This is a genomic window from Flavimobilis soli (assembly GCF_002564025.1).
In the GTDB taxonomy this organism is placed as follows: domain Bacteria; phylum Actinomycetota; class Actinomycetes; order Actinomycetales; family Cellulomonadaceae; genus Flavimobilis; species Flavimobilis soli.
The window spans coordinates 95,618-108,364 of record NZ_PDJH01000001.1 but is presented as its reverse complement, the minus strand read 5'-3'; the positions used below and the strand labels follow the sequence as shown (position 1 = coordinate 108,364).

General features: G+C 70.8%; 12 protein-coding genes, 1 other RNA gene and 1 pseudogene. 9 read left to right on the top strand and 5 right to left on the bottom strand.

What is annotated here, in order from left to right:
• Positions 1-29 precede the first annotated feature (29 nt).
• Together map and ppgK are read left to right on the top strand one after the other, a co-directional pair.
• Positions 30-905, top strand: a complete 876-nt coding sequence (map, locus tag ATL41_RS00515) for a type I methionyl aminopeptidase (protein WP_098456726.1) — start codon at positions 30-32, stop codon at positions 903-905.
• Complete coding sequence (gene ppgK / locus ATL41_RS00510) at positions 902-1,669, top strand: polyphosphate--glucose phosphotransferase (protein WP_098456725.1); 768 nt, start codon at positions 902-904, stop codon at positions 1,667-1,669. Before map ends, ppgK begins: the two co-directional genes overlap by 4 nt.
• A 67-nt stretch (positions 1,670-1,736) precedes the next feature.
• Here the strand turns inward: ppgK and ATL41_RS00505 are convergent, their stop codons facing one another.
• Complete coding sequence (locus tag ATL41_RS00505; protein WP_098458833.1) at positions 1,737-2,069, bottom strand: STAS domain-containing protein; 333 nt, start codon at positions 2,067-2,069, stop codon at positions 1,737-1,739.
• Between the two features lie 231 nt (positions 2,070-2,300).
• Positions 2,301-3,197, bottom strand: coding sequence for a sunset domain-containing protein (locus ATL41_RS00500; protein WP_143556539.1), 897 nt, complete (start codon positions 3,195-3,197; stop codon positions 2,301-2,303).
• 227 nt (positions 3,198-3,424) lie between these two features.
• Here ATL41_RS00500 and ATL41_RS00495 point away from each other — a divergent pair.
• From ATL41_RS00495 to ATL41_RS00480, 4 genes and pseudogenes are all read left to right on the top strand, one after another.
• A pseudogene (locus ATL41_RS00495) lies at positions 3,425-3,990 on the top strand (HhH-GPD-type base excision DNA repair protein).
• Positions 3,991-4,229: 239 nt separating this feature from the next.
• Complete coding sequence (locus ATL41_RS00490) at positions 4,230-4,469, top strand: DUF2798 domain-containing protein (RefSeq protein ID WP_098458832.1); 240 nt, start codon at positions 4,230-4,232, stop codon at positions 4,467-4,469.
• A 311-nt stretch (positions 4,470-4,780) separates the two neighbouring features.
• Positions 4,781-6,124, top strand: coding sequence for an MFS transporter (locus ATL41_RS00485; RefSeq protein ID WP_098456723.1), 1,344 nt, complete (start codon positions 4,781-4,783; stop codon positions 6,122-6,124).
• A gap of 86 nt (positions 6,125-6,210) precedes the next feature.
• Positions 6,211-7,050, top strand: coding sequence for an IS5 family transposase (locus tag ATL41_RS00480; protein WP_098456722.1), 840 nt, complete (start codon positions 6,211-6,213; stop codon positions 7,048-7,050).
• Between the two features lie 98 nt (positions 7,051-7,148).
• On the opposite strand, the gene rnpB is transcribed toward ATL41_RS00480, so the two are convergent.
• An RNA gene (rnpB, locus tag ATL41_RS00475) (RNase P RNA component class A) lies at positions 7,149-7,520 on the bottom strand.
• Positions 7,521-7,632: 112 nt separating this feature from the next.
• Here rnpB and ATL41_RS00470 point away from each other — a divergent pair.
• A complete protein-coding gene (locus ATL41_RS00470) occupies positions 7,633-8,415 on the top strand; it encodes a YaaA family protein (RefSeq protein WP_098456721.1) in 783 nt (260 codons plus the stop codon).
• Positions 8,416-8,491: 76 nt separating this feature from the next.
• Here ATL41_RS00470 and ATL41_RS00465 read toward each other — a convergent pair whose 3' ends face one another.
• Together ATL41_RS00465 and ATL41_RS00460 are read right to left on the bottom strand one after the other, a co-directional pair.
• On the bottom strand, positions 8,492-9,232 hold the full coding sequence (locus ATL41_RS00465) for a zinc ribbon domain-containing protein (RefSeq protein WP_098456720.1): 741 nt from the start codon (positions 9,230-9,232) through the stop codon (positions 8,492-8,494).
• Between the two features lie 115 nt (positions 9,233-9,347).
• Positions 9,348-10,526 carry a Nif3-like dinuclear metal center hexameric protein gene (locus ATL41_RS00460; RefSeq protein ID WP_098456719.1) on the bottom strand — a complete coding sequence of 393 codons (1,179 nt, stop codon included), beginning with the start codon at positions 10,524-10,526 and terminating at the stop codon, positions 9,348-9,350.
• 65 nt (positions 10,527-10,591) lie between these two features.
• On the opposite strand from ATL41_RS00460, the gene ATL41_RS00455 reads away from it, so the two are divergent.
• Positions 10,592-11,962, top strand: a complete 1,371-nt coding sequence (locus ATL41_RS00455; protein WP_098456718.1) for a sensor histidine kinase — start codon at positions 10,592-10,594, stop codon at positions 11,960-11,962.
• Complete coding sequence (locus tag ATL41_RS00450; protein WP_098456717.1) at positions 11,955-12,635, top strand: response regulator transcription factor; 681 nt, start codon at positions 11,955-11,957, stop codon at positions 12,633-12,635. The genes ATL41_RS00455 and ATL41_RS00450 overlap by 8 nt, the downstream gene beginning before the upstream one ends.
• Positions 12,636-12,747 lie beyond the last annotated feature (112 nt).

The window sequence follows — 12,747 nt, the reverse complement described above, 5'->3', positions numbered from 1 at the left end:
CTCGGTCGCGACAAAAGTACACTTCAACCATGTCCACGACGACGCGCCACACCCGAGACCCGTTGCAGCCGGGGGTGGTCAGCGGCCCGCGCGCGGTGCCCGCGAGCATCCCGCGTCCGGAGTACGTGGGTCGTCCGGGGCCGACGCCGTTCTCCGGGTCGGAGATCAAGACGCCCGAGACGATCGAGCGGATCCGTGTCGCCGCGCGTCTCGCCGCGCAAGCGCTGCAGACGGTCGGTGAGGCGGTCGCCCCCGGCGTCACGACGGACGAGCTCGACCGGATCGGGCACGAGTTCCTCCTCGACCACGGCGCGTACCCGTCGACGCTCGGCTACCGGGGCTTCCCGAAGTCGTTGTGCACCTCGCTCAACGAGGTGATCTGCCACGGCATCCCGGACAGCACGGTCCTCGCCGAGGGTGACATCGTCAACATCGACATCACGGCGTTCATCGGCGGCGTCCACGGCGACAACAACGCGACGTTCGCCGTCGGGGAGATCGCGCAGGAGGACGCCGACCTGATCGAACGCACGCGCGAGGCGCTCGCCCGCGGCATCGCCGCGGTCAAGCCGGGCCGCGAGGTCAACATCATCGGTCGTGTGATCGAGAAGTACGCAGCGCGGTTCGGCTACGGCGTGGTCCGGGACTTCACGGGGCACGGGGTCGGCGAGTCGTTCCACTCAGGCCTGATCATCCCGCACTACGACTCGGCGCCCGAGTACTCGACCGTGATCGAGCCCGGCATGGTTTTCACGATCGAGCCTATGCTCACTCTCGGGACGCACGAATGGGTCATGTGGGACGACGGCTGGACCGTCCTCACGAAGGACGGGTCCCGTACGGCGCAGTTCGAGCACACCCTCCTCGTCACCGAGACCGGAACGGAGATCCTGACTCTCCCATGAGCACAGACCTCGAGCACGAGATCGCGTTCGGCATCGACATCGGCGGCAGCGGCATCAAGGGCGCCCCGGTCGACCTACGCACGGGCGAGTTCACGGCGGAGCGGCTGCGCATCCCGACGCCGGGCGTCTCGACGCCAGCAGCCGTCACCGCGGTGGTCCGCGAGCTCGTCGACCACTTCGACCTTCCTGCCGCAACGCCTGTCGGCGTCGCGTTCCCTGGGCCGATCCACCACGGTCGTATCCGCTTCATCGCGAACCTCGACGAGTCGTGGGCAGGCATCGACCTCGACAACCTGCTGTCGCAGGAGCTGGGCCGGCCGATCCGATCGGTCAACGACGCCGACGCAGCGGGCTTCGGCGAGGCGCTCTACGGCGCCGCCGCAGGCGCGAAGGGCACGATCCTCGTGACGACGCTCGGCACGGGCATCGGGTCGGCGATCATCGTCGACGGCCACCTGCTGCCGAACACGGAGCTGGGCCACATCGAGATCGACGGCTTCGACGCGGAGTCGCGGGCTGCCGACTCGGCGCGCACTCGTGAGGACCTGTCCTTCCCGCAGTGGGCCGAGCGCTTGCAGCGGTACTACGAGGCGGTGGAGATGCTCTTCTCCCCCGACCTCATCGTCGTGGGTGGCGGCGTGTCGAAGCACCACGAGAAGTTCTTGCCGCTGCTCGAGCTGAGCGCCCCGATCGTGCCGGCGAAGCTGCGTAACCGCGCGGGCATCGTGGGTGCGGCCGCGCTCGCCGCAGGGCGCGACCTGTAAGCGAGCCCCGGAGGACGACGAGAGGGCGCCCGCCGATCTTCGGCGGGCGCCCTCTCGTGCGTCTGTGTCAGCTAGCGAGGGGGGTGCGGCCCTCGGGGGCCGGCTCCGGGTCGTTAGTCAGACCGAGCAGCTCGGTGATGCCGAGCATCTCGATGACGTCACGGACGAGCTGCGGTGGCTTGCGGACGACGACCTCGATGCCCTCGTCCGCGCCGATCGTGCAGAACTGAACGAGGAATGCGATGCCGGTGGAGTCCATGAAGGTCACCGACTCGAGGTCGATGACGACCGGGAGCTCGCGCTCGAGAGCGCTCGCGAGAACCCCACTCGCCTCGGTCCGCAGGGCGCCGTCGATCTCGCCCCACAGCACGACGCGACTCTTGTCCTCGGAGACCTCCATGCTGATCCCCCCCGACGGCGTCACCGCTCTGACCACCGTGTTCGTCACTCATGACGCGCCCCTCTCGTTCCGATTGCGCACCGCAAAGCCACGGCCACGACCGAGAACCACTGTGACACACCCCCAGGAAGGCCGCACGACTTAGCCTTTACAGTTACGTGAACGTCACAAAGCGGGCGGTCGGGGCGTTCCGGTCGCATCGTGATGCGTCCCTGAGTCCGCGACGCGGGGCTAGCGCAGGGGCGCCCGGTAGCCAGCGCGCCGGGCGGCGGTCGTCGTGCTGAAGCACTCCTCGGCGATGGTGCGCGAGTAGTACGTGCTTCCCGGCACGTGATAGATCCAGGCGTAGCTGCCACGGTTGCCCTTGATGGGCGCCCAGCTTGGGCACTCACCCCAGGAGTTCGGCGTCGTCCGGCTCGGGCGCTGCGCAGCCTTGACCGTCAGGCTCTGGGTGCGGGTCTTGGTCTTGGTCTTCGACCACACCTTCCGGCTCGTCGTCTCCTTGATCTGGCGAACCTGGTAGAGGTCGTCCGCCGGCTCGAGCCAAGCGGTAAACGTGGCCCCTTCGTCAGGAAGGCTCGTAAAGCTGAGCGTCGCGTCGTCAGCGAAACCCGTGTAATCGCCGTCGGACCCGACGACGAAGACGTCCACCAGAGTCAGCGTGCCGTCGTAGTCCCGTCCGGTGCAGACCGCGTCGAACTCCGCAGTGGCGTAGCCCGCGACAACGTTCCTCGCGGTGCACGAAACGTACGTCTCATCCCACGCCGGCACGCTGACCACGCGCTTCCTCACGGTCTTGGTCGTCTTGACGACCTTGTACGAGCGGTACTTCACCTTCGTCGTGACGCGATAGGTACCGGGCTTGAGCTTCGCGGACTTCCGGTTCTTCGCGACCGTCTTGCCGCGCTGCTTCACGGTCAACGTCTTGGACAGGACCTTGACCTTGCCCGACTTCTTCACCTTGGGCTTGACCGTCGCCTTCTTGCCGTACGGCGCCTTGGCCTGGGAGATCTTCCCGATAGAGACCGAGTCCCCGGCCGCGCTCGCGGTGGGAGCCACCGCGACGCCCGACAGGAGAAAGGCGGCGGACAACACCAACGCAGTGGCGGCAGACCGTGCTTTCTTCATGACAGCTCCTCGTCGAGTGCGGCGCAGGCCGGCGACCGTTGCTCGGCGCCGACGCGGGTCCGCAGATGAATCTCCACCCGTGACATCGGGTCTCAGGGTGCTCGACCTGAGACCTGTGCGCCAGGTTGCTTCAACCGGCACGGCCGGAGCACGCGCGATGTCGGGCACACCAAAGAGGAGCGACGGGGACGCTAGCGGTCGGGCGCAGGCGCGTCCACGATGGGGGCATGGCACTGAACATCACTGCCGACGCGGCAGCGGACGACCTTCTCTCCCGCGACCCGCTCGCGCTCCTCATCGGCATGCTGCTCGACCAGCAGGTCGCCATGGAGACGGCGTTCGCGGGCCCGCTCAAGATCGTGCAGCGCATCGGGTCGATCGAGGCGAGAACGATCGCGGAGTACGACCCCGAGGCGTTCGCCGACGTCTTCAGGACGCCTCCAGCGGTGCACCGCTTCCCGGGCTCGATGGCTGGACGGGTGCAGCAGCTCTGCGCGGCGATCGTCCGCGACCACGGCGGCGACGCCGCAGCGATCTGGACAGCAGGCTCGCCGAGCGGCAAGGACGTGCTCAAGCGCCTCAAGGCGCTTCCGGGCTTCGGGAGCAGAAGGCGAAGATCTTCCTGGCGTTGCTCGGCAAGCAGTGCGGCTTCGACGGCGAGGGCTGGCGCGAGGCGAGCGCCCCGTACGGCGAGGAGGGCTCATACCGCAGCGTCGCGGACATCGTCTCGCCCGAGAGCCTCACCAAGGTCCGCGAATACAAGCGCGCCGCCAAGGCGTCCGCGAAGGGCTGATTGTCCCGCGCACAGCGCTTCTCGTACGGCTCCGGGCTCAGCACGGGCCACGGCAGCCCCGCTTCGTTCTTGCTACCCTCTGAGCGCCAAGAAGATCCTGGCCGGTGTGGTTATTCCGGCACTCGGCGCACCAGCCGAGATGAAGTCGTGTCCTGTTGCGAACCCATGGCGCCCCTCCCCCTCGATGAGCGGTGGCGGCGCCGGGAGACGGTGCCGTCGTCGCAGACAAGGAACACTCCGTGAACAAGCGATTCGCCCTGCTCGCTCAGATCTTCATGACCTTCATGATGGCCGCCTCGATGTCCGGCCTCATGAGCCTCTTCCACGCCGGCCCGACGATGGAGTGGCTCCGCAGCTGGCCGCTCCAGCTCGTCATCGCCTGGCCCATCGCCTTCTGCCTGACCATGGTCTGCTGGCCGCTCGCCATGAAGCTCGCCGGCGCCACGCTGCGGGCTCGTGCGGGCAAGCCCACCGACTAAGAGCTCGCGCGGATAGGAGGGACAGGTCCGGGGGCGAATATTCCCCGCTGCTAGCATCTGTACCATGTCAGGCGCTTCGAGCTCGGCCGCTTGCGCGGCAGTGACCAGGACGTCCCGCTAGCGGCGGGACGTCCGGCACACAGCAACACCTCACCTGGAACGTCCAGCCGCTTCGTGATCAGACCGGAGCGGCCCTTCGTGCTGCTCGGAAACTCTTCAGAGCGACGGAGCAATTGATGCTTTCAGGCACTTCCACCACTTCATGCGGGATCGGTCCCGCCCCTGTGCGCGCATGGCTCGTGCTGTGCGCGATGTCGATGCTGCAGTTCTTCATCGCGGTCGACGTGACCGTGGTCAACATCGCGCTGCCCTCGATCGGCGCGGACCTCGGCGTCGGGGGACACTCCCTGACCTGGGTCGTGGTCGGCTACACCATCACCGGCGGAGGGCTGCTGATGCTCGGCGGTCGGCTCGGTGACCTTCTCGGCCGCCGCCGCACCCTCCTGGTCGGCACGAGCGTCTTCGGCGCGGCCTCCCTGCTGGCTGGCCTGGCCCCGTCCTTTCCGGTCCTGGTCGCGGCCCGCCTGCTCCAGGGCGCGGGCGAGGCTGTCGCGCTGCCCGCGGCGATGGCGACCATCGTGCTGCTCTTCCCCGAGGGGCCGCGCCGCTCACGGGCCCTGAGCGTGTGGGCGGCCGTGGCCAGCTGCGGCCTGGTTCTCGGGTTCGCCCTGTCAGGGATCATCACCGCCCACCTGGGCTGGCGCTGGGTCTTCCTGGTCTCGGTGCCCTTCATCCTGGTCGTGATCGTGGCCGCGCTGCTCCTGGTACCGGCCGACCGGCCCGCGTCCGGGGGACGGTGCCGCTTGGACCTTCCCGGTTCGCTCCTGCTGACCGCGTGCCCGCTGCTGTTCGTCTACGCCGCGGTCGAGGCGGGCGAGCCTGCCACCGGCCTGTGGGTCAGCGGGGTCGCGCTGGTGTGCGCGGTGCTGGCTGCTGCCGGGTTCGTGCGGGTCGAGTCGAGGTCGCCGAACCCGCTGGTCCCGCTGACCTTCTTCGCCGATCGGGCCCGGCTGCGGGCGAACCTGACGACGATGCTGCTCAGCGGTGCGTTGTCGACCTCGTTCCTGCTGTTCACGTTCTACCTGCAGGACAGGCTCGGTATCGGGCCTCTGGGGGCAGGCCTGACGATGCTGCCCCTGGCCGTGGCGCTGATCGTGGCCTCGGTGCTCGTGCCTCGGCTGCTGGGACACTGGGGCGCACGCGCCTGCGTGCTGGTCGGCCTGGCAGCGGCTGCCGGCGCGATGGGCGTGGTCGCGCTCGTGGCCGTCCTGGATGGTGGAGCGGTGTGGCTGCTCCCGGCGATGCTACTGATCGCAGCGGGCATGGGCTTCGGGCTCGTGGGTCTGCAGTACATCGCAGTCAGCGGCACCACCGAGGAGGACGCCGGGATCGCCTCCGGCGTCCAGCGAGCATCTGACCAGCTCGGCGGAGCAGCCGGGGTGGCCGTCTACGTCGGCCTCGGGTTCGCACCGGCCCTGCACTCCGGGGACCCGTTCGTGGTCGCTGCGGTGCTCGCCGTTATCGGGCTGGTCTTCGGTGCCGTGGTCATCTCCCGCTCGCCGTCCACCGCGGCGGGGCAGCCGCAGGTCGGGTAGCAGGACCGGGGCCGCCGCACCGCGCCCGGACGGGTACGGCGCGGCGGCCCCGCCCTTCTTCTCGACGACGACGATCACAAGACCACGTGCCCGTCCTGCCCGGCTTCATCGCCGACCCTCTGTGGGAACAGTTCCGAGCCCTGCTGCCCGAACGCAACATCAACCACCCTTTGGGGTGTCACCGCCCGCGCATCCCAGACCGGGTCGTCTTTGACAAGCTTCTGGCCCGCCTCGTCCTGGGAGGTACCTACCAGCAGCACGCCGATGAGACCTGCTCGGCGACCACGATGCGAGCCCGCCGGGACGAGTGGATCCGTGCCGGCGTGTTCGAGCGGCTCCACCACCTGGCGCTGGAAGCCTACGACCAGGCTGTCGGCCTCGACCTGGACAACCTCGTGGTCGACGGATGCATCGTCAAGGCACCGTGCGGAGGAGAGAACACCGGCCGCAGCCCTGTCGACCGCGGCAAATTGGGTCTCAAGAGATCGGTGCTCGTGGACGGCGGCGGGATACCGATCGGATGGGTGCTGGCCGGGGCCAACAGGAACGACTCTCCGCTCCTGCGTCCGACGCTAGAGACCCTCGCCGTGGTCGGATTCAGGCTTCCTGAGGTCATCACGGTTCACCTGGATGCGGGCTATGACTCGGCTCGGACCCGGGATCTTCTCTCCGAGCTGGGCTGCACCCCGAACATCACTCCCAAGGGGGTATTCCTGCCTATCAACCACACTCGTCGATGGGTCGTCGAGCGGACCAACTCATGGCACAACAGAGGGTTCTCGGCGCTGGCGAGGGTGACCGACCGGCAAGGGTGCGTGCAGAACGCCTGGGTGGCGCTGGCCAGCGCGATCATCATCATCCGCCGCCTGGTCCGGCAGTCCTGGAAGCGCTACCGGTGGGACTCTCGTCCTGCCCGGTGCCCCTGATCCATACGCCGTCCTATCCGCGCGAGCTCTAACTCCTACGACCGGACTCCCGCAGCACCGTTCGACCGTGTTGCGGGAGTTCGGCGTAACCGAGAGGGCGGATGAGTCGGTCTGTACGCCGGGTTCTGTCCACGGGCGAGTTGCCTCGCTCCGATGGGCGGCCATCCATCTACGACGTACGTTGCCGCACGCCTCCAGCGACCTACCCGGGTGCTCGGGCGAGCAGCCCTCGAACGCACCCTGTCTGGTCTTGCTCCAGGTGGGGTTTACCTAGCCGCGACGGTCGCCCGCCGCGCTGGTGGTCTCTTACACCACCGTTTCACCCTTACCCGTCCGAGGACGGGCGGTCTGCTCTCTGTGGCACTTTCCCGCGGGTCACCCCGGGTGGGCGTTACCCACCACCTTGCTCTACGGAGCCCGGACGTTCCTCGGTGCACCCGGAGGTGCAACGCGGCCGCCCGACCGACTCATCCGCTCGGCAATCGTACCGTCGCGGGAGCCCGACCCGGACACGGGTGCGACGTCGGTCACGACGGGCGTGCGACGCCCGGATGCGGCGCGGGCGGCGACTAGGGTTGGCGCGTGCTGATCCTGCTTCCCCCGTCCGAGGGCAAGACCGCCCCGACCTCTGGCGCGCCCGTCGACCTGGACACGCTCGTGCACGCGGAGCTCGCGCCGGCACGGCGCAAGGCGCTCGAGGCGCTCGCCGAGGCCTCCGCTCACGACGATGCGCTCGAGGTGCTCGGCGTCGGCGCGAGCCTCATGGAGGAGGTCGCGCGCAACACGGCGCTGACGACGGCGCCCGCAGCGCCGGGCGCGCGCGTCTACACGGGTGTCCTGTACGCGGCGGCTGACCTCGCGTCAGTCCTCGACGGGGACGACGACGTCGCACGCGGCCGGCTCGCGGACGTCCTCACGTTCTCGGCGCTGTGGGGGCTCGTGCGTCCGACCGACCGCGTGCCGGCCTACCGGCTGTCGATGTCGGTCGACCTGCCGGGCATCGGCCCGCTCGCGAAGTTCTGGCGCCCCGAGCTCACCGTGCTCGACGAGCGCGCTGCGGGTGACGTCGTCGTCGACTGCCGGTCCTCGAGCTACGCCGCGGCGTGGCGCGTGCCCGCCGGGGCCGAGCACGTGCAGGTCAAGGTGCTGCGGGAGCTCGACGGGAAGCGCTCGGTCGTCTCGCACCACGCGAAGCACACGCGCGGCCTGCTCACCGGGCACCTGCTGCGCAGGGCCGCGGAGCCTCCGCGCACGGCGGCCGAGCTGCTCGACGCCGCGGACGAGATGGTCGGTTCCCAGCTGTACGACGCCGCGCTCGTGCCGGGCAAGAAGCACTCGACGCTCGAGCTCGTGGTCACCGACTGAGCGAGCTCAAGCGTCCGTCCCGCGAGAGCTGACCCAGGCGCGCCGCCGGTGCTGACCGACCGCGCGCCTGACGAGATCAGAACGCGTCGTCGCCGCGGACCAGGATGCGGCCCGTGTCCTCGCAGTAGACGATCTCGTCGGCGCCGAGGGTCTTGATCCGCGAGAGCTCGGCCGGGCTGATCGGCATGCCCGACGCCTCAGAGCGGCCGTGGCGCAGCGCCGCGACGGCCACGCCGCCGAGACGGGCGCGCAGGCGCTCGTAGATCGCCATGAGCCCCTCGTCGATCCCCACGGCGGTCTTCGCGCGCTCCTCCGCGACGGCGTCGCGCAAGCGGTCGAGCTCGGCGAACGCCGCGTCCCGCTCCGCCTCGACCTCGGCCTTGGCCGCGACGAGCTTCTCGTGCGCGGACTCGACCTCGGCGAGCGCCGTCTCGTGCGCCTCGAGGCGCTCCATGACATCGAGCTCGACCTCCTCGAGGTCGGCCTGGCGCCTGGCGAGGGACTCGAGCTCGGAGACGAGCGCCTGCGCGTCCTTCGCTCCCACGGCACCGGAGTCGAGGCGGGACTGGTCACGCTCGGCGCGGGCGCGCACCTGCTCGACGTCGGTCTCGGCCTTGGTGAGCTCGCGGCGCAGGTCGCTCGCGGCGGTGCGCGACGCGACGAGGGTCGTCGTCAGGTCGGCGAGCTGGCTGTCGAGCTCCGTGAGGCGCTCGAGGGTGGGGTGCTTCGCACGCTGGTGCGCGATCTGGTCGAGGCGGGTGTCCAGCGCCTGCAGGTCGAGCAGACGTCGCTGGTCGTGAGCCGGTGCAGTCGCCATGGGGTGGTGCCTCTCGATCGTGTGCTGTTGTCGGCGGCCCGGGAGCGCGCCCGGGTACCACGGTATCCGGTCCGGGCCTCGCTCAGGCCCCCCGACCCGGCGCCCAGGGAGCGGTTCAGTCGCGGTCGGGGCTCGCGAAGCGAGCGGTCCACGGGTCGGTGCGCAGGGTGCTGACACGCACCTCGATCTCGCCCCCCGCACCCGCGACGTCGGACGCGAGGTCCTCGGCCGCGTACCGCAACCAGGGCCACTCGCTCGCGAAGTGCGCGGTGTCGACCAGGAACGGCCGGCCGTCGCCGCGCAGCGTGTCGAGCTCGCGTGCGTCGGAGACCGGGTGGTGCTTGAGGTCGCTCGTCACGTAGACGTCGGCGCCCGCGGCGCGGGCGGACGCGATCTCCGAGTCGCCCGAACCGCCGAGCACCGCGACGGTCTCGACCTCGGCGTCGAGGTCGCCCGCGACGCGCACGCCCTGCGGTGTCGCGGGCAGCACCTGGGCGACGCGCTCGGCGAAGGCCCGCAGCGTGGTCGGCGCCTCGAGCCGTCCGAGCCGGCCGAGGCCCGTGCTCGTCGCGGGCGGTGCGAGCTCGAGGACGTCGAACGCCGGCTCCTCGTACGGGTGCGCCGCGCGCATCGCCGCGACGACGGCGGAGCGCAGGTGACGCGGCGCGACCATCTCGACGCGCGTCTCACGCACCTGCGCAACCTCGCCGACGGTCCCGATCGCCGGGTCCGCGCCGTCGAGCGGCACGAACGTGCCCGTGCCCGTCGTCGTCCACGCGCACCGCTCGTAGTCGCCGATGGCCCCCGCTCCCGCGCGGGAGAGCGCGTCGATGATCCGGTCCGCGTCCTCCTCCGGGACGAGGACGACGTGCTTGTCGAGGTCGCCGCCCGCAGGCGCGGGGACGAGCGGACGCGTGTCGACGACGCCGAGCACGTCCGCGAGGGCGTCCGCGACGCCGCGCGTCGCCGAGTCGGCGTTCGTGTGCGCCGCGTAGAGCGCGCAACCCGCCCGCACGAGCCGGTGCAGGAGCGCCCCCTTGGGCTCGTCCGCGGCGATCGAGTGCACACCGCGCAGCAGCAGCGGGTGGTGCACGACGACGAGGTCTGCTCCCCACTCGACCGCTTCCTCGGCGACCGCCGCGACCGCGTCGACCGCGAACAGGACCTTCCGCACCGGCTGCGCTGGGTCGCCCGTGACGAGGCCGACGGCGTCCCACGACTCTGCGGTCGCGGGCGGGTACCGGCGCTCGAGGTGCGCGACGACGTCGGACAGCGTGGGCGTCTGGGAGCTCATGCGAGCAGGCTATCGACCTCCCGCGGCCCCGGCTGCGGGGACGGCGTCCGTGACAAGATGCCCACGTGAGAACGCTGCCTCCGGTCGACCCTGACGCCCCGGGCTGGGCTCGCACCCCGGTCACCGACGCCGACGTGCGCCGCGACGCCTTCGCGGCCGTCGCGCTCTTCGCGGGCTCCCTGCTCTCGATGGTCCTGTGGACCATCGCGGGGCTGTACGACGACCCGCTCACCGGCCCCGGCGCGGCTGCCCTGCTCGCGGCATCGACGCTTCCCCTCGCGCTGCGCCGCCGCTACCCGGTCCCCGTGCTCGCCGCCGTGTCGGTCGCGTTCATCGCGACGGTCAGCCTCGAGGTCTCCGAGACGCTCATCCTCAACATCGCGCTCTTCACCGGCTTCTACTCGGTCGGGGCGTGGGAGCCGCGGCGCAGGCTCGCGACGTGGGCGCGCGGGTCCGTCGTCGTCGTCATGCTCGTGTGGCTCGCGATCGGCCTGGTCCAGGCCGCGACCGACCCGGAGACGATCAAGAAGTTCGAGGAGGACGGCGGCATCGCAGGCGGCATGTTCTCGCCGCTCGTCGCGTACCTGCTCATCCAGATCCTCACGAACGTCCTGTACTTCGGGGCGGCGTGGAGCTTCGGCGAGCGTGCGTGGAGCTCCGCGCGCGACCGGGCGCGCAACCGCTGGCGCGACCACCAGCTCCAGGCCGAACGCATCCGCTCGGAGGCGCAGGCGATGACGATCTCGCGCCTCCAGCTCGCCCGCGAGCTGCACGACGCCGTCGCGCACCACGTGTCCGTCATGGGCCTGCAGACCTCCGCCGCCCGCGCGCTGCTCGAGGCCGACGCCGACCGAGAGAAGGTCACCGCGGCGCTCGAGCACGTCGAGGACTCGGCTCGCCAGGCGATCGACGAGCTGCACACCCTCATCGGCACCCTCCGCGACGAGGCGACCAATCCGGCGGCAGCGGACGAGCCGGGCGAGGCGCTCGCGTCGCTCGGCGTCGGGAGCGTGCCCCAGCTCGTCGAGGAGACGCGCGGCACCGGCACGGAGGTCGACCTCCAGGTGATCGGGACGCCCTTTCCCCTGACGCCCGTGACGTCCCTCAACGTCTACCGGATCGTCCAGGAGGCCCTGACGAACGTGCGCCGGCACGCGGGCGCCACCGCGCGGGCGGACGTGCGCCTCCGCTACCTCGACGACGCGCTCGAGATCGAGGTGTCCGACGACGGCGCGGGCGCACCCGTGGTGCGTCGCCCTGGTCGGGGCGGTCTCGGGATCGTCGGGATGCGCGAGCGCGTGGCCGCCGAGGGCGGCACGCTCCACGTCGGCGCGGCTCTTCCGCGCGGGTTCGTCGTCCGCGCCCTCCTGCCCCGCAAGTGCTCGACCGCCGACGCGGTGCGCGCGAGCGTGAGCGCGGGAGGCTCCGATGAGTGAGGTTCGCGTCCTGATCGTCGACGACCAGGCGCTCGTCCGCGAGGGCATCGCCACGATCCTCGACGCGCAGCCCGGGGTCACGGTGGTCGGGCAGGCCGCCGACGGCGCGGCGGGCGTGGCGGAGGCCCGTCGCCTGGACCCCGACGTCGTCTGCATGGACGTGCAGATGCCGGACATGGACGGCCTCGAGGCGACGCGGCTCATCGTCGCCGACCCGACCGTCCGTGCCGGCGTCCTCATCCTCACGACCTTCCAGCGCGAGGACTACCTCCTCGCGGCGCTGCGCGCGGGAGCCGCGGGCTTCCTCCTCAAGAACGCACGCCCGGCGCAGCTCGCCGAGGCCGTGCGGTCTGTCGCCGCGGGCGATGCTCTCCTCGCCCCCGAGATGACCCGCGCCGTCCTCGAGCGCGCCGTGCTCGGCACGGCTCCCCCGGCCCAGCCGGCCGCCGCCGCGCCTGGTCGCCCCCGTGAGGTCGCATCGCTCACCGAGCGCGAGCTCGAGGTGCTCGACCTCATGGCGCAGGGCCTGTCCAACGACGAGATCGCCGCCCAGCTCTTCCTCGGGCGCGCGACCATCAAGACGCACGTCTCCAACGTCCTCGCGAAGCTGGGGCTGCGCGACCGCGTGCAGGCCGTCGTCTTCGCGCACGAGCACGGCCTCGTCCGTCGCTGACCCGCATCCTCGCGCGGTCGCCGTCCCACCTGACCAGGCACGCGGCACGGGGCGGAGCGCCGTTCATCCCTGCGGCGTAGCCCGTTCCGCCTCCCGGGGGAAGCCCCGGCCA

Excerpts from the sequence above, each read along its gene's own strand:
- ATL41_RS00485 (WP_098456723.1), top strand. The coding sequence starts at position 4,781 with ATGTCGATGCTGCAGTTCTTCATCGCGGTCGACGTGACCGTGGTCAAC.
- ATL41_RS00465 (WP_098456720.1), bottom strand. The coding sequence starts at position 9,232 with ATGGCGACTGCACCGGCTCACGACCAGCGACGTCTGCTCGACCTGCAG.
- ppgK (WP_098456725.1), top strand. The coding sequence starts at position 902 with ATGAGCACAGACCTCGAGCACGAGATCGCGTTCGGCATCGACATCGGC.
- ATL41_RS00450 (WP_098456717.1), top strand. The coding sequence starts at position 11,955 with ATGAGTGAGGTTCGCGTCCTGATCGTCGACGACCAGGCGCTCGTCCGC.
- ATL41_RS00505 (WP_098458833.1), bottom strand. The coding sequence starts at position 2,069 with ATGGAGGTCTCCGAGGACAAGAGTCGCGTCGTGCTGTGGGGCGAGATC.
- map (WP_098456726.1), top strand. The coding sequence starts at position 30 with ATGTCCACGACGACGCGCCACACCCGAGACCCGTTGCAGCCGGGGGTG.
- ATL41_RS00460 (WP_098456719.1), bottom strand. The coding sequence starts at position 10,526 with ATGAGCTCCCAGACGCCCACGCTGTCCGACGTCGTCGCGCACCTCGAG.
- ATL41_RS00500 (WP_143556539.1), bottom strand. The coding sequence starts at position 3,197 with ATGAAGAAAGCACGGTCTGCCGCCACTGCGTTGGTGTTGTCCGCCGCC.